The following is a 20,388-nucleotide window of genomic DNA, read 5'->3' on the forward strand; positions in this document are numbered from 1 at the left end:
ACCCTGCGGCTCCTGCCCGTTGCGCCAGTCCCTCCCCGGCCGAAAGAGACAGTTCGATGTCATCGACCAGCACACTGGCCGGCCCTCGCGCCGCGCCCCGGCCCGCGCCGCCGGCCGCCCGCCGTCGCGGGCGGCGCGGCGGCGGGCTCAACACCCCCCGTCTGCTGTGGCTGACGGTCCCCTCCCTGGTGTGGTTCGCGGTCTTCTCGGTGGGACCGCTGGTGGCGATGTTCGTCATCGCCACCCTGCGCTGGAAGGGCCTCATCTACGACCCCGGTTACGTCGGCACCGACAACATCCGGCACGTCTTCGGCGACCCGGTCTTCCTCGAAGCGCTGCGCAACAGCGCCGTACAGGTCGCCGTCGTCATACCGGTGATGATCCCGCTGGCCTTCATGCTCGGCTACCACCTCAGCACCCGACCGCGCGGCTACCGTCTGCTGTCCGTGCTGTACTTCTCGCCCGGGCTGATCTCCATCTCCATCACGGGGATGATCTTCTACGGGGTGCTGTCACCGAACGGCGGCGCCAACGGCCTGCTGAGAGCAGTCGGTCTGGAGTCGCTGGCGCACTCCTGGCTCGCCGACCCGAGCACCGCCCTGCCCAGCCTGATCGTCATCGACCTGTGGCGCGGCATCGGCTGGACCGCCGTGCTGTTCGCCTCCCGGCTGGCCGGTGTCCCCGGCGATGTGATCGAGGCCGCCAGGATCGACGGCGCCGGACGCTTCCGCATCATGTGGCAGATCACCTTCCCGATGGTGAAGGACTACGTCCGTACGCTCACGATGCTCCAGTTCCTCTGGACGCTGTTCACCTCCGCCGCGCTGATCCTGCTGCTCACCAAGGGCGGCCCCGGCACCTCGTCCACCACCTTGTCGTACCTGGTGTACGCGAAGGCCTTCTCGCAGAGCGACCTCGGCTACAGCCAGGTCGTCGGTGTCGTCCTGCTGCTGGTCGGCGTCGCGGGGATGCTGCTGATCCGGGTGCTGCTGCGCAATCCCCAGGAGAAGATCCGATGACCGCCCCCGTCCGTCTCGTACGGCGCTCGCGTCCCGTACGGCGCTCCCGGCGCGGCGGCGCGGGACCGCTCGCCGTCCCGCTGTCCTGGCTGTACGCGCTGTTGCTCGCCGTGCCGCTCTTCTACCTCGCGGTGAGCGCGCTCAAGACCAACATCGAGATCTTCAACCGTCCCTTCGCGCTGCCCGAGCACTGGCTGTGGCACAACTTCCGCACCGCCTGGCGCACCGCGGACCTCGGGCAGGCCCTGCTGAACTCCCTGCTGATCTCCGCCGTCGCGATCGTGCTGACACTGGGCCTCGCGCTGCCCGCGTCCTTCGCACTCGCCCGGCTGGACAACCGGCTCTCGCGGCTGGTCACCGGCACCTTCTCGGTGGGCTTCCTGATCCCGCCGTTCGCGGCGCTGATCCCCACCGTGATCCTCGCGATCAAGCTGCACATGTTCTACACGCGCGAGTTCCAGATGCTCTTCCTGCCGGCCGGCGCACTGCCGCTGTCGGTGCTGCTGCTCACGCAGTTCATGAGGACCGTGCCGCCCGCCCTGGTGGAGTCCGCGGCGCTGGACGGCGCGGGCAACTGGCGGCTGCTGGTCAACGTGTTCATCCCGATCGCGATGCCCGGCGTGGTCAGCGTGACGATCCTGCAACTGCTCACCTTCTGGAACGAGTACCTCTTCTCACTGACCATCACCGGCACCGCTCCCGGGGTCCGCACCGCCCAGGTGGCGCTGCCCACCCTGATCTCCGACTCGACCGACTTCGGCGTGCTCACCGCCGGCACCGTGCTGACACTTCTGCCGGTGTACGTCGCCTACTCGCTCGCCAGCCGCCGTATGCAGGAAGCACTCACCGCAGGAGCAGTCAAGGGATGACACTCAGCACTGAACGCAGCACTGAACACAGCACGGGGACCGGCACGGCCGCCCGCGCCTCGGCGCCGAGGGCGACCCGCCACGACCTGGGCGGCGACTGGCAGTTGACCTGGCTGGCCGGCCCTGACGGCACGCCCGCCGAAGTCCGGGACGTCGCGCGGGCCGCCCAGGTGCCCGGCGAGGTGCACACCGCACTGCTCGCGGCGGGCCACCTGACGGACCCGGACGTGGGGCTCGGCGAGCTGGCGCAGGACTGGGTGGGCCGCTCCCGGTGGTCCTACCGCCGCTCCTTCACCTTCACGCCCGCGCCGGGCGCCCGTACCGACCTGGTCGCCGACGGCCTGGACACGATCGCCGAGGTATACGTCAACGGCCGACACGTCGGCGGCGCCCGCGACCAGCACATCGCCTACCGCTGGCCGGTGGACGGTGTGCTGGAGCCGGGCGACAACACCGTCGAGGTGCGCTTCGCCTCCGCCTGGGACGCCGCTCTCGCCCATGAACGCGCGCACGGCCCGCTGCCCTCGCCGTACGACGAGCCGTACGCGCACATCCGCAAGTCGGCCGCCAACTTCGGCTGGGACTGGGGACCGCACTACGTCACCGCCGGCATCTGGCGGGGCATCAGGCTGGAGACGTACGCGGGCCGCATCGACCACATACGCCCGCTGGTCCGGCTCGCGGCCGGGCACAGCGCCGCCGAGGTCGTCACGCACATACGGGTCGACGCCCCCGAAGGCGCCCGTGTCCAGGTCGAGTTGACCGCCCCGGACGGCCGTCCGGCGGCGACCGCCACCGGCCAGGTCGTGGGGGAGGAGACGGCGGTGACGCTCACCGTCGCCGACCCGGACCTGTGGTGGCCGGTGGGTCTGGGCGCCCAGCCGCTCTACCGGCTGACCGCCCGCCTCGACGCCTCGGACGGCGCGGTGCTGGACGAGGCGGCGGTACGCGTCGGGCTGCGCTCGGTCTCCGTCGACGAGAGCCCGGACGCACTCGGCACCCGCTGGGCCCTGGTCGTCAACGACCGCACCGTACGGGTCCGCGGCTACAACTGGATCCCCGACGACACCCTCCCCAGCCGGGAGACACCGCAGCGCGTCGTCGCCCGTATCGACCAGGCCGTGGCCGGCAACGCCAACCTGCTCCGGGTGTGGGGCGGCGGCCACTTCGCCGACGAGCACTTCCTGGACGCCTGCGACGAGCGGGGGCTGCTGGTCTGGCACGACTTCCTCTTCGCCTGCGCCGCCTACTGCGAGGACGAGGAGACAGCGGCGCTCGTCACGACGGAGGCCGAGCAGGCGGTGGCCAGGATGTCCCCGCACCCGAGCCTGGTGGTGTGGTGCGGCGGCAACGAGACGGTGCTCGGCCGGCACCACTGGGGGTGGACCGACCAGATCGGCGAGCGCGGCTGGGGCGCGCACTACTACCTGGACGTCCTGCCCGGCGTGCTGGCCCGGCTCGATCCGACCCGCCCGTACGTGCCCAACTCGCCCTGGTCCGGGGCTCTCGACGCGGACCCGGCGACCGACACCCACGGTCTGAGCCATCTGTGGGACGCCTGGAACGAGGCGGACTACGCACACTACCGGGACCACGACCCGTCCTTCGTCGCCGAGATGGGGTGGTGCGGGCCCGCCGCCTGGACAACCCTGGAGCGGGTGCTCGACGGGGAAATCCCTGGCCCGGCCTCATCGCTGACGCGGCATCATTTGCGGGCCATCGACGGTATGCACAAGTTGACCCGTGGCCTCCAGCCGCACGTGCCCACTCCCGCGGAGGGCGCGGACTGGCACTTCGCGACCCAGCTGGTACAGGCCCGGGCGGTCGCGGCGGGCGTGGAGTGGCTGCGGTCGCGGGAGCGGTGCGCGGGCGCTGTGGTGTGGCAGCTCAACGACTGCTGGCCGGCGATCAGTTGGTCGGCGGTCGACGTGGCGGGCATCGAGAAGCCGCTGTGGTACGCGCTCCGGCACTCGTTCGCGCCGCGGCTGGCGACCGTACAGCCCGTGAGCCCGGGCCCGGTCCATGATCCGACGGGCACGGCGGGCCTGGCGCTGACACTGGTCAACGACTCGGCGGCGGACTGGACGCCGGACGTGTCGGCGTTCCGAGTCGCCCTGGACGGAAGGGAGTTGGCCCGTACCCGGCTCGCGGGAAGCTGCCCGGCGGGCGGTCTGCTCACCCTGCCGCTGGATCCGGCGGTGGCGGAACCGGCAAACCCCCACGCCGAGTTGCTGGTCGTGGACGCGGACGGGGTCCGTACGACCTGGGCCTACCGCCCGGGCCGCACCCTCGCCTCGCCCCCGCCGGCCCGTACGGTGACCACGTCCTGTGCCGACGGCGTGCTGGCCGTGACGGTGACAGCGGAGTCGGTGCTGCGCGACGTCTGCGTCTTCCCGGACCGGCTGGCCGTCGTGCTCGGCCTGCCCCCGCACGCCCTGACGTCCGACACGTCCCTGGTCACCCTCCTGCCGGGGGAGACCCATACCTTCCGCCTCACCACCCGGGACGGCAGCGCGCTGCGTGAGGCGAGGATTCCGGAGCCGGTGCTGAGAACGGCGGTCCGCTCGGCGGAGGAGCTGACCGGCCCAGATACCTCAGAGACCCGATGAATCGCCGTCCCTCGTGCGAATCGCCTATGCGCGGGCCCTTGACAGGGGATACGGCCAGATCGAGTATGCATCAGACATCGGATGTAAGTGACGGTCAGGCGCTCCTCGCTCGCCCCCCACCTCGCTCGCCGGAGGCACCCTCCCGGACGCAGACCGGTCTTTCGCCGACGGCTGGTCCTCCGGCGGCCGCAACGCTTCGGAAGGACCCGCCCGTGTCCCCACAAGGTTCGATCACGCGGAGACTGCTGCGCCGCGTCGGCCCGATCGCGGCAGCCCTCGGTCTGGTTCTGGCGGCGCCCGTGGTCCAGTCCGCCACCGCCGCACCCGCCGTGACGCTGTACGCGTCGCCGTCCGGAACGGGTTCGACCTGTTCCTCCGCGTCCCCGTGTGCGCTGCCCGGTGCCCAGCAGGTGGTACGCACCCGTCTTGCCGCTGAGCCGTCGGCGGATGTAACCGTCCTGCTGGCCGACGGTGTGTACCGCTTGTCGAGCACGTGGTCCCTCGGCCCCGCGGACTCGGGCACGCCGGGCCACCCCGTGGTGTGGCGGTCGGCGCCCGGCGCGCATCCGGTGATCTCGGGAGCTACGCAGGTCACCGGATGGACGCAGCGCGGATCGAGCGGGGTGTGGTCCGCTCCCGTACCCAGCGGCAGCGACAGCCGCCAGTTGTACGTCGGCGGCCATGCCGCCCCGATCGCGCAGGCGACCCCGGCGAGCCTGGGATTCCGGGGTTCGTGGACCGGATCGTCCACGGGCTACACGATCTCCGGCGACGCGGCGGCGATGGCGTGGTTCGGCTCGCTGACCGCGAGCCAGGTGGCGGGAGTCGAGTTCGACTATCCCGGCGGCAACGGGCCCTGGACCGAGTCGAGATGCCGGGTCGCGAGCTTCTCCGCCTCGACCGGAACGCTGAAGATGAGCCAGCCGTGCTGGACCAATGTGACCGCGCGGGCGTCCTTCGCTCACGGCAGTGGTGGCCTGCCGTCCATGCCGACCAGCACGATGCCCGCGCTCGTCGAGAACGCGCAGACGCTGCTCGGTTCCGGGCAGTGGTTCCTGGACGGCGCGGGCGGCACGCTCTCCTACAAGCCCGCCGCGGGCCGGCAGATGTCGGCCCTCGACGTGGAACTGCCGCGTCTTGAGTCCCTGGTGCGTGGCGCGGGTACGCTCGCGACGCCCGTCCACGACATCACCTTCAGCGGCCTGCAGTTCTCGTTCGCGACCTGGAACGCCCCGTCCACCAGCGCCGGGTTCTCCGACGTGCAGAGCAATCTGCGGATGACCGGCGCGAACAACCAGGGCATGTGCGGGTTCTCCACTCCTGCGGGAAGCTGCCCCTGGGGGTCGCTGACCCAGCCCCTGGCGAACGTCTCGTTCACCGCGTCCAAGAACATCACGTTCACCGGCAACCGGTTCGCCGAACTCGGCGGCGCGGGACTGAACGTGATGTACGGAGCGGCCAACACCCTCATTCAGGGCAACGAGTTCACCGACATCGCCTCCACCGCGATCCTCCTCGGCTGCACCTACGACCCACTGCCGACCGACCCGTCCGAGGCAGTGGGGATCAAGCAGAACTGCACCCCCGACGGGGCGAACGACAACACCGCGATCGGCACCAACGAGATCCTGACCGGGACCACCGTGGCGGACAACGTCATCCATCACATCGGCACCGACTACTCCTCGGCGAGCGGCATCACCCTGCTGTTCTCCCAGCACACCACCATCACCCGGAACAACCTGTACGACCTGCCGTACACCGGCATCACGGCCGGAGTCGTCCAGGGCCATGTCGACCAGGCGAGCACCCCGCAGAACAGTACGAACATCAACAGCTCGAACACCATCAGCGACAACATCTTCCACGACTACCTGTCCGTCCGCAGCGACGGCGGCGCCATCTATGTCGAGGGGCATCAGGCGCAGTACGTGTACCAGGCGGACGGAAAGACGATCGACCCGGCGCAGACCCTGGCCAAGGGCCTTCAGGTCACCGGCAACATCGCGTACGACGGCCCGTCGACCAACTTCACGTACTACGACGACGCGGGGTCCGAATGGGTCAACTGGCAAGGGAACGTGGCCTTCGGCGCGGGCGCCAGCTCCCAGGGCGGCTGCAGCCCGACGGGCCACTTCTGGATCACCGGCAATTACTTCTCGGCCGGCGTCCAGTCCTACCCGTGCGCCCAGCCGGTCGACACGCACGCGAGCGGGAACACCACCATCCCGGCCACCCCCAAGCCGGCCGACATCCCCAACGCCCTGCTGCGCGCGGCGGGCGCGGGCTCCGGCTCCTTCACACCGGTCCTCTCCGTGCCCGCGAGCATCTTCTACGTGTCACCGACGGCCAACGCGACGCAGGTCATCGTCGCGGGCGAGGGCTTCGGCCCGACCACACCGGTGTACATCGGCACCACCCCGGTCAGCGACGTGACCCACCTGTCCAGCGGCTTCATGATCGTCCCGATCCCGGCCGGCACCACGGCCGGGCAGATCTCCGTCACTCCCCAGGTGCCGGGCTCGATCCGGCTCAACGACGACGACAGCCGAATCACCTACACCGGCTTCACGTACGCGGGCGGCCGCTCGTACGGTGACTACCGCGGCGACATCCACTACGCGACGGCCGACGGCGCGACCGCGTCGCTCACCTTCACCGGTACCACCGTCACGGTGTACGGCGAGCAGTACACCGACCAGGGAAACATCGGCGTCAGCGTCGACGGCGGCCCGCAGCAGGTCGTCACCACACTCCCGGGCGACGGCACACGACACGCCAACGCGGCGCTGTACACGGCCGGTTCGCTCTCGTCGGGCACCCACACCGTCGTGGTGACGAAGCTGTCCGGCCAGTACGCCACCCTCGACGGATTCACCGTGTAACCCCGGCCGTGGTCAGCGGCGTTCCTGGGACGACTGGATCTCCAGGTAGCGGCGCAGCGCCTGGCCCGCCTCGTGGACGTGGTGGCGGATGTGCTGTTCCGCTGCTCGGGGATCGCCTTGGAGGATCGCTTCCAGGATGGCCTCGTGTTCCTCCACCGCGACCGGGAGGCGTCCCGGGGCCTGGGCCGACAGGCGGTTGCCCAGACGGACCTGGGCTATCAGGTTCTCCGCGATGGGGATCAGCCGGCGGCTGCCCGAGCTCTCCCAGATCAGTCGGTGGAAGGCCAGGTCCAACTCCCCGTACGCGTGCAGGTTGTTCGCCTCGATCGCCTTGCGTTGCCTGGCCAGCAGCCGGCGCAACTGGGCCGCGATCCGGTCGTGGTCGGGTGCGCCGGCCGTGCGGCGGGCCGCTATGCCGTCCAGGGCCTCGCGCAGCTCGTACAGCTCCAGCAGGTCGTCGGTGCTGACTTCGGGGACGAAGTAGCCGCGGTGCGGGACGGCCAGGAGGAAGCCCTCGCGTTCGAGCGCGGCCAGAGCCGCCTTGATGGGGGTCGGGCTCAGGCCGAGTTGTTCGGCCAGAGGGCGGACGGTGACGCGGGAGCCCGGGGGGAGGGTGCCGTCGAGGATGGCGGCCCGCAGATGGTCGTAGGCAGCCTTCAGCAATGTATGGCGCGGGACGGTCATCGTCGCCGGCACCCCCCTTTTATCCGTGACGGTGTCGGTACCGAGGACGCTGCTTCCCGGGCGCGTTACCGGAGTCTGCGTTCGTACCAGCGGGACAGCAGCGTCAATGGTAGGCAGATGACGAAGAAGACGGCGAGTACGGCGCCGAGGATGGGTACGGCGTGGGACGAGCCGCCGGACAGGGTGAGCCGTTCGATGGAGCGTTGTGACGCTTCGAGGATGTCCAGCACCCCGATCACCGCCGCCAGCGAGGTCTGTTGGGTGAGGTTGACGACGAGTCCGATCAGCGGGGGCAGGGCCCGCCGGGCGGCCTGGGGCAGCAGGACGTGGCGCATGCGTCCCGTCCAGGAGAACCCCAGCGCCGCCGCTGCCTCGGACTGTCCGCGTGGCACCGACTGGACGGCGCCACGCACGACTTCGGCCATGTTGGCGCTGCCCCACAGGGACAGCCCCACGGCGGCGGCGACGAAGGTGTTCACCAGCAGTCCGATGACGGGCAGCACGAAGAAGATGAAGTACAGGATGATGATGATCGGCAGGCCGCGCCAGAGTTCGACGTAGGCCCGGACCACCGCCCTGACCGGTCTGCTGGGCAGGGTCAGTACGGTGCCCAGCAGGGTGCCGATCACCAGACTGGCGGCGATGCTGACGAGCGCCAGCAGCGCGGTTTCGCGCAGACCGGTGGCGAGGTAACTGGCGACAGGTCCGACCCAGGGGGGCATCAGTGTTCTCCCGGTATCGCGAAGCGGCGTTCGACGGCCCCGGCGCCCAGCGACATGAGCCAGACAAGACCCAGGTAGACGACACCGATGGCGAGGAACATCTCGAAGGTCCGGAAGGTGACGGCGACGATGTTGACCGCCGTCTCGGTGAGTTCGGGATAGCTGATCGCCACCATGAACGACGAGTTCTTGAAGACGGAGATGAGGGTGTTGGTGACCGACGGCACCGCGATCCGGGCGCCGAGGGGCAGTGTGACGTGCCGGAAGGCGGCCAGCCGCGGGAAGCCGAGGGCCCGCCCCGCGTCGGCGTAGCCGCCTTCGACCGCCTCGAAGCCGGCCCGGAAGTTCTCCACGTTGTACGCGCCGCCCCACAGGACCAGTGACAGCCAGCCGACGGTGAAACCGTCGAGCCGCAGCCCGATGTCGGGCAGCGCGAAGAACAGGAAGAAGATCTGCACCAGGAGCGGGGTGTTGCGGAACACCTCGACGTAGACCGTGACGAGTTGCCGGGCGACCGGTATCCGGAGCGCGCCGATCGCACCGAGCAGTACACCGACGAGCAGGGCGCCGGCCATGCCGATGGCGCTGATGGCCAGCGTCCGCAGCAGGCCGGTGCCCAGCTCGCCCAGATGGTCGACGATGAAGCCCGCGTCGAAGTGGTAGCCGGAAGTCTCGGGCATGGTCAGCACTGCAGGGTGGAGCCGGTCGGATAGGTCAGCTTCTTGCCCGGCCGTGGCAGGTACTTCGCGAACTGCTGCTGTACGGACGGGTCGGTGACGGTCTTCCGGAAATCGGTCCAGAAGAAGTCGGCCTGCTGCATATGGGCCAGCGCGCCGTTGACCCAGGCGAGCATCTCCGCGTCGCCCTTACGGACGCCCATGCCCCACGGGCTGTCGGCCTTGGCGTCGCCGACGACCTTGAGGCCGGAGTTCTTCGCCGCCAGGTCGAGCAGCAGTGTGTCGTCCTGGGCGAAGGCGACGCCACGCTTCTGGTTCAGGGCGGTCAGCGCCTGGCTGGTCTCGGTGAACAGCGTCTGCTTGACGTCCTTCATGCACTGGGTCAGCCAGAGGCTGGCGGTGGCGCCGGAGATACTGATGACCGTCTTGCCGGCCAGCCCCTCGAAGGAGCTGATCGGGGAGTCCTTGGGCACCAGCAGTTTCACACCGCTGTCGAAGTAGGGGGTGGAGAAGTCGATGGTCTTGGCGCGCTCCGCCGTGTAGTTCATCGTCGCCTCGATCAGATCGATGCGCTTCGACGCCAGGAACGACACCCGGTTGGAGCCCGTCACACAGGTCAGGGTCAGCGCGTCGGGGTCGCCGAACGCGTAGGCGGCCATCTGGTGGGCGATGTCGATCTCGAAGCCCGCGTTCTTCGACGACTCGTCGATGTAACCGAACGGCGGGTAGTCGCACTTCACGCCGACGGTCAGCTTGCCTTTGCTCTTCACCTCGGCGGGCAGCGGCGCCCCCACATCGACGGGGCTCCCGGAGGTGGCGCTCGAACCGCCTCCGTCCTTGGCGGACTTCGAGGAGTCGTCGGACGAAGAGGAACAGCCGGCGGCGAGGACCAGAGCCATCGCGGCACCGACGACCATGCCGAATTTCGATCTCACGGCTTAGCTTCCTTCTGCTGGGTGTAAAGGAGTGTGTGAGGTGCGGGTGCGCGGGTGCGCGCTATCTGAGGACCTTGCGCAGGAACTGGCTCGTCCGGGCGTGCTGCGGCCGGTCCAGCACATCGGCCGGGCGGCCCTGCTCCGCGATCACACCGCCGTCGACGAACACCAGACGGTCGCCGAGTTCCCGGGCGAAGCCCATCTCGTGGGTGACGCACAGCATCGTCATCCCGGACCCGGCGAGGTCACGCATCACGTCGAGGACCTCGCTGACCAGCTCCGGGTCCAGTGCCGACGTCACCTCGTCGAACAGCATCACGTGCGGGTCCATCATCAACGCGCGCGCGATGGCGACTCGTTGCTGCTGGCCGCCCGACAACTGCCGCGGGTACGCGCCGGCCTTGTCGGCAAGACCTACCCGGGCCAGCAGCGAGGCCGCCCGTTCGCGCGCCTGTTCCTTGGGGGTCTGGAGCAGCTTGCGCGGCGCCAGGGTGAGGTTGTCGAGTGCGGTCAGGTGCGGGAAGAGGTTGAACTGCTGGAACACCATGCCGATGCGTCGGCGCACCTTGTTCAGGTCGATGCCCGGCCCGGTCAGGTCCTCGTGCTCCAGCAGGACCTGACCGGAGGTCACCGGCTCCAGCAGATTGACGCAGCGCAGCAGGGTGCTCTTGCCGCCGCCGGACGGGCCGATGACCGCGACCACCTCACCGCGGGCCACGGCGAGGTCGACGCCTTTGAGCACCTCGACATCGCCGTACGACTTGCGCACCCCGCGCAGTTCCACCATCGGATCGTTCGTGCCGCCGGCGTTCAACCGGTGCCTCCCTCTCTGCGGTGGGGGCGGGAACACCCGCCCCCACCGGACGAGTTACTTGCCGAGGCGCTGGAACTGGCCGGCGGTGAGCTTGGTCGACGGCCCGTGGTAAGCGGCGTTGAAGAGCACCCGCTGCTCGGACCGGTTCCAGGTGCGGAAGCCGATCTCGCTGCCGAAGGTGACGACATACCCCTTGCCGACCGTCCAGGACAGCCCGTTGACGGCGCCGTTGAGGCTTTCGCCGCCGATCAGCCAGCCGCTCTGCAACTGCTCGCCGCTGTCCGGGTACTTGGCCACCACTTCCACCGGGTACGTGGTCGTGTCGGAGAGCTTGTACGCGTCGTCCGACACGAACCACACCGGGTTCTTCGCCGGCAGGCCCCAGGCCACGGGGTTGTCGGTGTCGAACTCCTGGCTCAGCAGCGATCCCGGGCAGTAGAAGTCCGAGGACGAGCCGCCGGGCAGCGCGGAGGTGAGCGGCAGGCCGAGCAGCGACGTGGCCGTCGAGGTCCCGCTGCCGTAGCTGACGAGGGTGCCGCCGCCGGTCACGAAGTCGTGCAGCTGGTTCCAGCCGGTCGTGCCGACGCCGAACGCCCAGGCCCAGTCGGCCGGGTAGTTCTTCGGGTTCAGCCCGTTGACGATGGAGTTCTTACTGACGCCCTCCGGCATGATGATGACGTCGTACGTGTCGGCGAGGTTGGCGTAGTCGCTCGCCGACACGACGGAGTAGTCCACCCCGTACTGCTCGAACGTCCACATCAGCCAGCCGGACGGCATGTTGTCCGGCGGCTTGAGCAGACCGATCCGCGTGCCCTGCTTGAGCTGGGCGCCCGCCACGGCAGGCACCGTGCGCAGGGTGAAGACCGGAATGCCGGTGGCCCTCGACTGCGCCTGCAGAAGCTCCCGCGCCGCCGAGGACGGCGGGACCAGGAACGTGCCGGCCGGGAACGTGCGCCCGCCGTCGGTGAATTGAGCCGCCGCGCGGAAGGTGGGGATCTTCTTCTTCTGCAGCGCGGCGACGATCCGGAACACCCCGTAGGACTCGGGGCCGATCGCGTACGCCCCGGTGCGCGGCGGCGCGGACGGTGTGGTGACCGCCGGCGGCTTGACGGAGCTGAGCCGCTTCGTCCTCGTCGTGAAGGACGTGGTGACGAGGTCGGCCTCGAAGCCGAGCAGCATCGGCAGGGTCTGCGCCGTGGTGTCGTACGGCCGTTGCGGCGGGCCGCCGGGGTACTGCAGCAGCTGCGGGTACTCCTGCACCTCCAGCAGCGTCTTGGCGAACCCGGCGTACGGCTGTTGCAGATAGATGATGTAGGAGCCCGCGGGGTACTGCTTGCCGTCGGCGGTGAACGCGGTCTGCGCCTGGCTGATCTCCACCGCACCGAGGTGGAAGATCTCCAGCGCGTCCTGGACCGCCTGCGGGTCACGCTGCCCCGCCGGGATGACATAGGCGTACGGACTGGTCCGGGTGACGGCCTTGAGCCCGACGCGGTATGAGTTGTACAGCCAGTTGTAGGTGTCGTACGCGACGTTCTCCAGACCCGAGTAGAAGGCCTGGGACACCCAGTCGATGATGTCGCGCAGCGTCCAGGTGTTGGAGTCGTACGGCTCGATGAAGTTGATGTCGGTGGTCTGCTGGCCGAGCGGCTTCGTACCCACCTGCGGATAGGCGAGGTTGGACGCGGAGGCCGCCTCGGTGAGGATGCGTGCGGCGCCGTGGTAGACGCAGTACTGCCGGGACGGGGACCAGTAGTCGTACTCCGAGCCCCAGCCGTTGCCCTTCATACCGGCGACGGTCATGCCCCGCTGCATCGCCAGACCCACCGTGTCCGTCTGCTGGACCAGGATGGTGTCGATGTTGGGGTCGTACGGCGACAGGTACGGCGGTGTGAACAGGCGGGGAGCGCTGCTGCCCGCGCCGTGCGAGTCCTGGAAGACATGCGGCCGGTACTTGTTCAGGATCGAGACGTTGTACTTGCTCTCGACCTGGGTCAGCATGATCCAGTCACGGTTGTCGTCGTGGCCGGTGTACTTGTTGTACAGGTCGGGATAGGTCCGTGCGTAGCTCGTGCCGGCCGTGGCGGCGAAGTAGTCGTTGACGAGGACGAGTCCGTCCGGGTTCTGACACGGCTGGAGCAGGATGACGAGGTTGTCCAGGATCTTCTCGATGTAGTCGGACTTCTCCGTGGCCAGCCGGTACGCCCATTCGACGGCCGCCTGCGAGTTGCCGACCTCGGTCGAGTGGATGCCCGCCTGCACGTAGTAGAACGGCACGCTCTTGGTGGCCAGTTGCTTCGCCTCGGCCTCCGAGAGGCCGCGCGGATCGGCGAGTCTGGCGTTGTTGGCGACCAACTTGTCGAGATTGGCGAGGTTCTTGGGCGAGCTGATGGTCAGCAGGACGTACGGGTAGCCCCGGGTCGTCTTGCCGATCTCCTCGTACCTCACCCGGTCGCTGCGGGCCCCGATCAGCTCGAAGTACGGGACCATCTTGCTCCATTGGGCCAGATAGCCCTCGGTCCCGATCGGTGTGCCGAAGTACGTGGCCGGGCTCGGGATGGGCCCCTTGTCCTGCTTGGCGGTGGACGGCTGCTCGTGTCCTGCGGGGATCGCGGGCGCCGCGGCGGCGGAGCCAGGGTGCATCACCGTCGCCGCCGCTCCTGCGCCGGCCGCCGCGGTGGTGCGAAGAAGCGTTCGGCGGGAGAGTCTTGAGCTTTCGCTGCTGGTCATCTACCGACATCGCCTTTCACGGTCCGGCTTGTGTGCCGGGCCGTTGTCCGTCGCGGGGCCGGGGAGGGCCGGCTCCGCTGGTCTGCGGGGTGTCGTGCAATGCCGCACGCGGCGCGACGCTGCGCCACGGGCCTGAGAACCGTGCGAGAAAAGCCTGCGGAAAACGTTGTCCGCGAACGCAATGTGCCAGCCGTCGCCGAGTCAGGGCAACGGTTCGAACTTGGATTTAATATTAAAAGCATGTTGCATCGTGCCTGGCTGACGGGTCGACAGTTCCCCGCGGGACGCCGAAAGGCCGGCATCGCGGGGATGCCGGCCCGTGGGATCGTGTCAGGAAATCAGTGCGTCACCGGCTCCCACGCGAAGCCGTCCGGGTCGGTGAAGGGGCCGCTGTCACCGCCGATGGCCAGCCGGTGCGACCCGGTCCCTTCGGCGGGGACGCCCGCGTCCTTGGCCAGGGCCTTGCGGCCGTAGAGGGCGAGCAGGACGGGGCTCGACGGCAGCGCGAACTCGACGTACTTCTTGCCGAAGCTCTTGCCCACGGTGAGCCCCTGGGCGAGGTAGAACTGCTTCGTCGCCGCCACGTCCGCGCACCCCAGCAGGAGCACGAACCGGTCGATCTCGCGGCTCGCCGGGCCCTTGTCCTTCTTCGTCGCCGTCGCGATCTTCCAGAGCGCCCCGTCGGGGGCCTGTACGACGCCGCCGTAGCCCCAGAACGACTTGGCGGCCGGTTTCACGGCCGTGGCACCTGCCTCGACGGCCGAGTCGATCAGCGCGTTGACATCGGCCGGCTGGGCCACGGTGAGGGACACGGTGAAACCCCGGAAGCCGGTCGTCGGCGGCTCCGCCGCCCGCACGCGCACCTGGGTGTCCAGGCCGAAGGCGGCCTTGTAGAAGTGGCCGGCGGCGGCGGGGTCGGCCGCGTCGAGAATGATGGAATCGATGGAGGTCATGACACGAATCTAGGGCGGCGCCCCGGCTCGCGCTTCTCGAAACCTGCCCGGTCCTGGCTCCCGCCATTCATCGGATGGGTCCAAGGGGGCGGTTCGCTTACATCGTGCGTAAAGCATTGACAGGTTCTCGTCACGCTCCAATCATCGGATGTCATGACCGAACTTCGCAGGCGACACGTCATCGGAATGACTGCGGGAGCGGCACTCGGCGCCGCGATGACCGTTCCGGCCACAGCTGAAGCAAGGCCGCTCGCCGCAGGACCGGCGGCAGAGGGGAGACACCCGGTGGACGACGGTCGCTGGGGCACGGTGCCCGCCGCCGTCCCCGTACCGCTGGAGCGCTGGTACGACAACGACGGCATCGACACGGCGAGCGCGCCCGGCGGAGACTTCGACGGCTCCGGGTACACCTTCCCCGGCGAGGAACTCCCGCCGGGGGAGCGGGAGATCGACGGTGTCACCTACGTGTTCCCCGGCTCGGGCGACGGCGTCAAGGACAACATCGTCGCGATGGGCCAGCGGATCGACCTGCCCCCGGGCCGCTACCTGTCCGCGCTCTTCCTCACCTCGTGCAGCTACGGCGCCACCTCGGGCCAGGCCACCGTCCACTACGCCGACGGCACGACCGGCGGCGCCGGCCTCGGCGGCGCCGACTGGTACTCCGGCAGCGGTGCGCTGACCTCTCCGTACCGCTACGACCCGACCGGTGCCAAGGACCAGCACCAGGTGGTCATCGGTGTCTCCGAACTCGCCCTGGACCCGGCCAGGGAGGCGGTGGCCGTCACCCTGCCGGTCACCCACGCGGCGACCGAGAACAACGCCTCGCTGCACATCTTCGCGCTGTCCCTGCAACCGGCCGCCGACGGCCGTGCGGTGTCACTGCGTGACGCCCACTCGACGGCGTCCCTGCTCGGCAACGGCGCCCAGAGCGTCGAGGCGACGATCGTCAACGCGGGCACCGTCGGAATTCTCGCCTCCGACGCGCTCACCCTCTCGGTGGACGTCCCCGGCGCCCGCACCGTCGCCCCCGCGAAGATCACCAGGCTCGCACCGGGCGACCAGGCCCGGGTCCGGATCGGCATCAGGTCCGCACCGGGCACCGCCCCCGGCACCGTACGCGGCGGCCAGGTCGTCGCCACCAGCCACGGCCGGAGCGCCGCCCGCACCGCACGCGATCTCACACTCGGTGTGGCCGACTACCTGCCGACCGACGACTCCCTCAACTCCCACCAGGCGCCGTACTGGTTCCAGGACGCCAAATTCGGCATCTTCATCCACTGGGGTGTCTACTCGGTGCCCGCCTGGGCGCCGGTCGGTGTGCAGTACGCGGAGTGGTACTGGGCGCAGATGCAGGATCCCGCCAACCCCACCTACGCACACCACCGCGACACCTATGGCGAGGCGTTCGCCTACGACGACTTCATCCCGCTGTTCCGCGCGGAGAAGTTCGACCCGCGCTCCTGGGTGGAGCTGTTCCGCGACGCGGGGGCCCAGTACCACGTGCTGACGTCCAAGCACCACGAGGGTTTCGCGCTCTGGGACACCAAGGTCTCCGACCGCAACTCGGTGAAGATGGGCCCGAAGAGAGACATCGTCAGGGAACTCTTCGACGCGTCACGCCGCTACGCGCCCGAACTCCACCGCGGCCTCTACTTCTCGATGCCGGAGTGGTTCAACCCGGACAACCCCTGGTAGGGGCACGCGCTGCGCAACCCGTACACCCTCGAACCCCTGCCCTACACCGGCTACACGGCCGGCAAGGACTATGTCCGGGGCCTCCAGGCCCCGCAGATGCTGGAGTTGGTCGAGAACTACGACCCCGAGGTGATCTGGTGCGACATCGGCGGCGACAACGACAGCCACCATGTGCTGGCTGAGTACTTCAACCACGCCAAGAACCGGGCCAGGCCGGTCGACGTGACGGTCAACGACCGCTCCGGCATCGGACCGCACGACTTCACCACGCCCGAATACACCACGTACGACACCGTGGTCACGGCGAAGTGGGAGGCGAGCAGGGGTCTCGACCCACGCTCGTACGGCTACAACGCCGAGACCCCCGACGACCAGTACATGACGACGGAGGAGGTCATCCACTCCCTCGTCGACATCGTGTCGAAGAACGGCAACTTCCTGCTCGACATCGGCCCGCGCGCCGACGGCACGATCCCCGAGATCATGGAGCGCAGGCTCCGCGAGACCGGGGCGTGGCTCAAGGTCAACGGCGAGGCGGTCTACGGCAGTACGTACTGGGCGCGGATGCCGCAGCTCGGCGACGACCTGCGCTTCACCGTCAAGCCGGACGACGCGTTCTACATCCACTCGCTGGTCCGGCCGGGCCCGACCCTCACGGTCGAGGCGCCGGTGCCGGTCAGGCCCGGCGACCGCGTCACCCTGCTCGGTCACCACCGTCCGCTGAGTTGGCGTACGTCGGGCGGGTCACTGGTCGTCGACGTACCGAAGGCGGCGCGTGACGCGGGTGAGCACGTCTGGGTCTTCAAGGTCGACTGGAGGTCCTGACCAGGGCGGTCCTGACGCCGGAGGTCGTGACGCCGTCCCGACTGCCGCTCACCCGCAGGGCCCAGCCGATCAGCGGGGCCTGGAGCGGCAGTCGGGCGTAGGCGGCGGCTTTGAGCGGCGCCGGCTTGTGCCGCCAGTCGTACGCCATCTTCACGTTCGCCGGGAAGACCGCGGCGAAGAACCCGGCGCTGAGCAGTCCGCCGACGTGGCGGGTACGCGGCAGGGCGACGCTCGTCGCGAGGGCCAGCTCCACGGCGCCGCTCGCGTAGGTCCAGGTGCGCCGGGTGCCGGGCAGCGAGCGGGGCACCATCTCCTCGAACAGGGCGGGCCGGGTCAGGTGCAGCACGCCGGCTCCGGCGAGCAGCCCGGCCAGCAGCCGGGCGGAGAGCGAAGGGGCGGCCACGGAAGCTCCAGGGATGTAGGCGACGCTGAAGCCCGTAGGTTACCCGCCGGTTCAGACGGTTGTCACAGGAACACCCGCCGCCGCGATCTTCGCCAGCTCCTCCTTCGACGCGTCGCCGTCGGTGACCAGATGCCCGACGGCCGACAGCGGGCAGATCTTCGCCAGCGTCACCTTCCCGATCTTCGAGCTGTCCGTCACCACGACGGTGAGGCTGCTGCTGGCGGTGAAGGCCCGGTCGGTCGCCGCTTCGAGCTGGTCGTGCGTCGTGCAGCCGTGCGCCGCGGTGATCCCGTCCACCCCCAGGAACGTCACATCGGTGTGGTACTCGGTCAGCGTCCGCTCCGCGATCGGGCCGACGAGTTCGTAGCTCTCGCTGCGGGCGAGGCCCCCGACGACGACGAGCGTGACGTCCTTGTGCAGGATCAACTCGGCCGCGATGTTGACCGCGTTGGTCACGATGGTGACAGGGCCTCGGCCGGCGAGGATCCGAGCGATCTCCGTCGCCGTGGAGCCGCCGGTCATCCCGACGACGGCGCCTGCGGGCACCAGCGCCGCGGCGGCCTGGGCGATGGCTATCTTCTCCGGCCGGCGGCGCTCGCTGCGGTACTGCAGCGGCGCTTCGAGGCCGATGTTCCCGACGGCGGCGCCGCCATGGGTCCTGCGCAGCAGATTCAGGCCGTCCAGATGCTGGAGATCGCGGCGCACCGTGGCCCCCGAGACGCGCAGCGCCCGGGAGAGATCCTCGACGCTCACGCTGCCTTCCGCGGAGACATGCTCAAGGATGCGCGCATGGCGCTCAGTTCTCAGCATGCTCGCAGCATAACCAGATCCGCCCGGTGAGCGCTTTCCGGTGCCCTGGTCTGCTGTTGGCTGTCTCCCGCAGGCCCACCTCCGCCGTACCGCTCAGCGCAGTGCGCAGTTCTGCGCAGATTCGATCTCTTGACATGACGAATACTGCTCGATTTACTGCTGCCGACGTCGCAACAGCGTTCGGCGTCAGAGGTACGCCCAGCCGGTAGACGGTGTGCAGCCGTGAGCCCGGACAAAGTCGCCAGGGTGTGGACACCCGAGGCGGGGACGTGCCCTCGTTCAGTCGGAGTCCGATGATGAAGGTCCGCCTCCTCCGGCGATCGACTCGACACGGCGCGCGCTCCGCGGCGGCTGTGCGGTACCCACTGATTCCCACCGCCCGCCAACTTCGCGACCCACGCACGCCTTTCGATGCTTCCCTGGAGGTCCAGTGGCTCTTGGCCAGCACGCCCTCACCCGTCACTCACGCCGGACGCTGCTGCGCGCCGGCGCGGGCGCGGCTGCGGCGACCGCCCTGTCCGCCTGCGGCGGCGGCTCCGACGACGGTGTCGGCGCCGACGGGCGCGTCACGATCGAGATGTGGCACGGCCAGAGCGACACCGGGCTCAAGGCCATCAAGGCCCTGACGCAACGGTTCACCCGCTCCCACCCGCACATCCGCGTCGACCTCGGCGGCGGAGTGCTGTCGGACGCGATGCTGCAGAAGGTCAGCGCCGCGCTGGCCTCCGGCGCCTACCCCGACATCGCGTACATCTTCGGCTCCGACCTCGCCGGCGTGGCACGCAGTCCCCAAGTGGTCGACCTGACCGACATGGTGCACTCGGGCCGTACGCCCTGGAACAACTACTGGGCCTCGGCCAGGGAAGCCGTCACGATCAACGGGAAGGTCAGGGCCTCGCCCGCGCTCCTCGACACCCTCGCCGTGGTCTGCAACAAGAAGCTCTTCCGTGAGGCCGGCGTCCCGCTGCCCGAAGCGGGCTGGACGTGGCAGGACTTCGAGGAGACGGCCCACCGGCTGACCAACTCCTCCCGGGGCACGTTCGGCACGGGCTGGCCGGGTGTCGGGGACGAGGACACCGTGTGGCGGATCTGGCCGATGGTGTGGGACCTCGGCGGAGACGTCATCGCCGACGACGGCCGCAGCATCGGCTTCGAGGAGGCGGGGGTACGCGCCCTCGGCACGGTCGAGGCGCTGGCGAAGTCCCGCAGCGTCTACATCGACCCCAAGCCCGGCACCGAGCAGATGTACCAGGTCTTCGCGTCCGGCAGGATGGGCATGGTCGTCACCGGGCCGTGGCAGCTCCCCGACATCCGGGAGGCGAAGGTCGACTACGCGGTCGTCCCGCTGCCCAGCTACAGCGGCAAGCCCATCACCATCTCGGGTCCCGACACCTGGACGGTCTTCGACAACGGAGAGGCGCGGGCCCAGGCCGCGCGCACCTTCGTGTCCTGGCTGGCCCAGCCGGAACAGGACGTCCAGTGGGACGTCCAGGCGGGCAGCCTGCCGCTCAGCAGGCGCAGCGAGGCCATGCCGGCCTGGCAGGCGCAGGCGGCGGACACCGAAGGGCTGGACGTCTTCACCAAGGCGCTCGAAACGGCGCGTGTGCGCCCCGTACACCCCGCCTATCCGCAGGTGTCGATCGCGCTGGGCCAGGCCGTCGTGTCCGTGCTGCTCGGCAAGAGCACCCCGGCCCAGGCGATGCGCCGCTGCGCCGGCGATGCCAGGGCCGCTCTCGTCATACCCCGCTGAGGAGCCTTCCC

Annotated in this window: 14 protein-coding genes and 1 pseudogene; 6 read left to right on the forward strand and 9 right to left on the reverse strand. The window is 69.4% G+C overall.

Features of this window, described 5'->3' with window-relative positions; translation table 11 throughout:
- The first annotated feature begins 56 nt into the window (after positions 1 to 56).
- The 4 genes from OHS57_RS33170 (at position 57) to OHS57_RS33185 (ending at position 7,382) form a co-directional block, all read left to right on the forward strand.
- Positions 57 to 1,019, forward strand: coding sequence for a carbohydrate ABC transporter permease (locus OHS57_RS33170; RefSeq protein ID WP_328584294.1), 963 nt, complete (start codon positions 57 to 59; stop codon positions 1,017 to 1,019).
- Positions 1,016 to 1,888, forward strand: coding sequence for a carbohydrate ABC transporter permease (locus tag OHS57_RS33175; RefSeq protein WP_328584295.1), 873 nt, complete (start codon positions 1,016 to 1,018; stop codon positions 1,886 to 1,888). The genes OHS57_RS33170 and OHS57_RS33175 overlap by 4 nt, the downstream gene beginning before the upstream one ends.
- Positions 1,885 to 4,497 (forward strand): glycoside hydrolase family 2 protein, encoded by a 2,613-nt coding sequence (locus OHS57_RS33180; RefSeq protein WP_328584296.1) that lies wholly within the window; start codon positions 1,885 to 1,887, stop codon positions 4,495 to 4,497. Before OHS57_RS33175 ends, OHS57_RS33180 begins: the two co-directional genes overlap by 4 nt.
- Positions 4,498 to 4,709: 212 nt before the next feature.
- A complete protein-coding gene (locus tag OHS57_RS33185) occupies positions 4,710 to 7,382 on the forward strand; it encodes a hypothetical protein (protein WP_328584297.1) in 2,673 nt (890 codons plus the stop codon).
- A gap of 12 nt (positions 7,383 to 7,394) precedes the next feature.
- Here the strand turns inward: OHS57_RS33185 and OHS57_RS33190 are convergent, their stop codons facing one another.
- From OHS57_RS33190 to OHS57_RS33220, 7 genes are all read right to left on the reverse strand, one after another.
- Positions 7,395 to 8,066 carry a GntR family transcriptional regulator gene (locus tag OHS57_RS33190; protein WP_041997342.1) on the reverse strand — a complete coding sequence of 224 codons (672 nt, stop codon included), beginning with the start codon at positions 8,064 to 8,066 and terminating at the stop codon, positions 7,395 to 7,397.
- Between the two features lie 65 nt (positions 8,067 to 8,131).
- On the reverse strand, positions 8,132 to 8,788 hold the full coding sequence (locus OHS57_RS33195) for an amino acid ABC transporter permease (RefSeq protein ID WP_328584298.1): 657 nt from the start codon (positions 8,786 to 8,788) through the stop codon (positions 8,132 to 8,134).
- The gene (locus OHS57_RS33200) at positions 8,788 to 9,468 is read right to left on the reverse strand and encodes an amino acid ABC transporter permease (RefSeq protein ID WP_328584299.1); all 681 of its coding nucleotides are present in this window, start codon (positions 9,466 to 9,468) and stop codon (positions 8,788 to 8,790) included. The genes OHS57_RS33195 and OHS57_RS33200 overlap by 1 nt, the downstream gene beginning before the upstream one ends.
- 2 nt (positions 9,469 to 9,470) lie before the next feature.
- A complete protein-coding gene (locus OHS57_RS33205; protein WP_328584300.1) occupies positions 9,471 to 10,400 on the reverse strand; it encodes a transporter substrate-binding domain-containing protein in 930 nt (309 codons plus the stop codon).
- A gap of 61 nt (positions 10,401 to 10,461) precedes the next feature.
- Positions 10,462 to 11,187 carry an amino acid ABC transporter ATP-binding protein gene (locus tag OHS57_RS33210; protein ID WP_041997346.1) on the reverse strand — a complete coding sequence of 242 codons (726 nt, stop codon included), beginning with the start codon at positions 11,185 to 11,187 and terminating at the stop codon, positions 10,462 to 10,464.
- Between the two features lie 81 nt (positions 11,188 to 11,268).
- Positions 11,269 to 13,941 (reverse strand): M14 family zinc carboxypeptidase, encoded by a 2,673-nt coding sequence (locus OHS57_RS33215; protein ID WP_328584301.1) that lies wholly within the window; start codon positions 13,939 to 13,941, stop codon positions 11,269 to 11,271.
- A 338-nt stretch (positions 13,942 to 14,279) separates the two neighbouring features.
- Complete coding sequence (locus tag OHS57_RS33220; protein ID WP_041993777.1) at positions 14,280 to 14,894, reverse strand: VOC family protein; 615 nt, start codon at positions 14,892 to 14,894, stop codon at positions 14,280 to 14,282.
- Between the two features lie 510 nt (positions 14,895 to 15,404).
- Between OHS57_RS33220 and OHS57_RS33225 the strand changes: the two are divergent.
- Positions 15,405 to 17,414 (forward strand): annotated as a pseudogene (locus OHS57_RS33225) (alpha-L-fucosidase).
- Here OHS57_RS33225 and OHS57_RS33230 read toward each other — a convergent pair.
- Entirely contained in the window at positions 17,392 to 17,817 is a 426-nt protein-coding gene (locus OHS57_RS33230) for a DoxX family protein (protein ID WP_328584302.1), read from the reverse strand. The pseudogene OHS57_RS33225 and the gene OHS57_RS33230 overlap by 23 nt on opposite strands.
- Positions 17,818 to 17,868: 51 nt before the next feature.
- Positions 17,869 to 18,627, reverse strand: coding sequence for a DeoR/GlpR family DNA-binding transcription regulator (locus OHS57_RS33235; protein WP_041993787.1), 759 nt, complete (start codon positions 18,625 to 18,627; stop codon positions 17,869 to 17,871).
- A gap of 430 nt (positions 18,628 to 19,057) precedes the next feature.
- On the opposite strand from OHS57_RS33235, the gene OHS57_RS33240 reads away from it, so the two are divergent.
- Positions 19,058 to 20,377 carry an ABC transporter substrate-binding protein gene (locus OHS57_RS33240; RefSeq protein WP_041993791.1) on the forward strand — a complete coding sequence of 440 codons (1,320 nt, stop codon included), beginning with the start codon at positions 19,058 to 19,060 and terminating at the stop codon, positions 20,375 to 20,377.
- Positions 20,378 to 20,388: the final 11 nt, after the last annotated feature.

This window comes from Streptomyces sp. NBC_00370 (genome assembly GCF_036084755.1).
In the GTDB taxonomy this organism is placed as follows: domain Bacteria; phylum Actinomycetota; class Actinomycetes; order Streptomycetales; family Streptomycetaceae; genus Streptomyces.

Coding starts and splice junctions, on each gene's coding strand:
- OHS57_RS33170 (WP_328584294.1), top strand. CDS start 57: ATGTCATCGACCAGCACACTGGCCGGCCCTCGCGCCGCGCCCCGGCCC.
- OHS57_RS33175 (WP_328584295.1), top strand. CDS start 1,016: ATGACCGCCCCCGTCCGTCTCGTACGGCGCTCGCGTCCCGTACGGCGC.
- OHS57_RS33180 (WP_328584296.1), top strand. CDS start 1,885: ATGACACTCAGCACTGAACGCAGCACTGAACACAGCACGGGGACCGGC.
- OHS57_RS33190 (WP_041997342.1), bottom strand. CDS start 8,066: ATGACCGTCCCGCGCCATACATTGCTGAAGGCTGCCTACGACCATCTG.
- OHS57_RS33195 (WP_328584298.1), bottom strand. CDS start 8,788: ATGCCCCCCTGGGTCGGACCTGTCGCCAGTTACCTCGCCACCGGTCTG.
- OHS57_RS33200 (WP_328584299.1), bottom strand. CDS start 9,468: ATGCCCGAGACTTCCGGCTACCACTTCGACGCGGGCTTCATCGTCGAC.
- OHS57_RS33210 (WP_041997346.1), bottom strand. CDS start 11,187: ATGGTGGAACTGCGCGGGGTGCGCAAGTCGTACGGCGATGTCGAGGTG.
- OHS57_RS33215 (WP_328584301.1), bottom strand. CDS start 13,941: ATGACCAGCAGCGAAAGCTCAAGACTCTCCCGCCGAACGCTTCTTCGC.
- OHS57_RS33220 (WP_041993777.1), bottom strand. CDS start 14,894: ATGACCTCCATCGATTCCATCATTCTCGACGCGGCCGACCCCGCCGCC.
- OHS57_RS33235 (WP_041993787.1), bottom strand. CDS start 18,627: ATGCTGAGAACTGAGCGCCATGCGCGCATCCTTGAGCATGTCTCCGCG.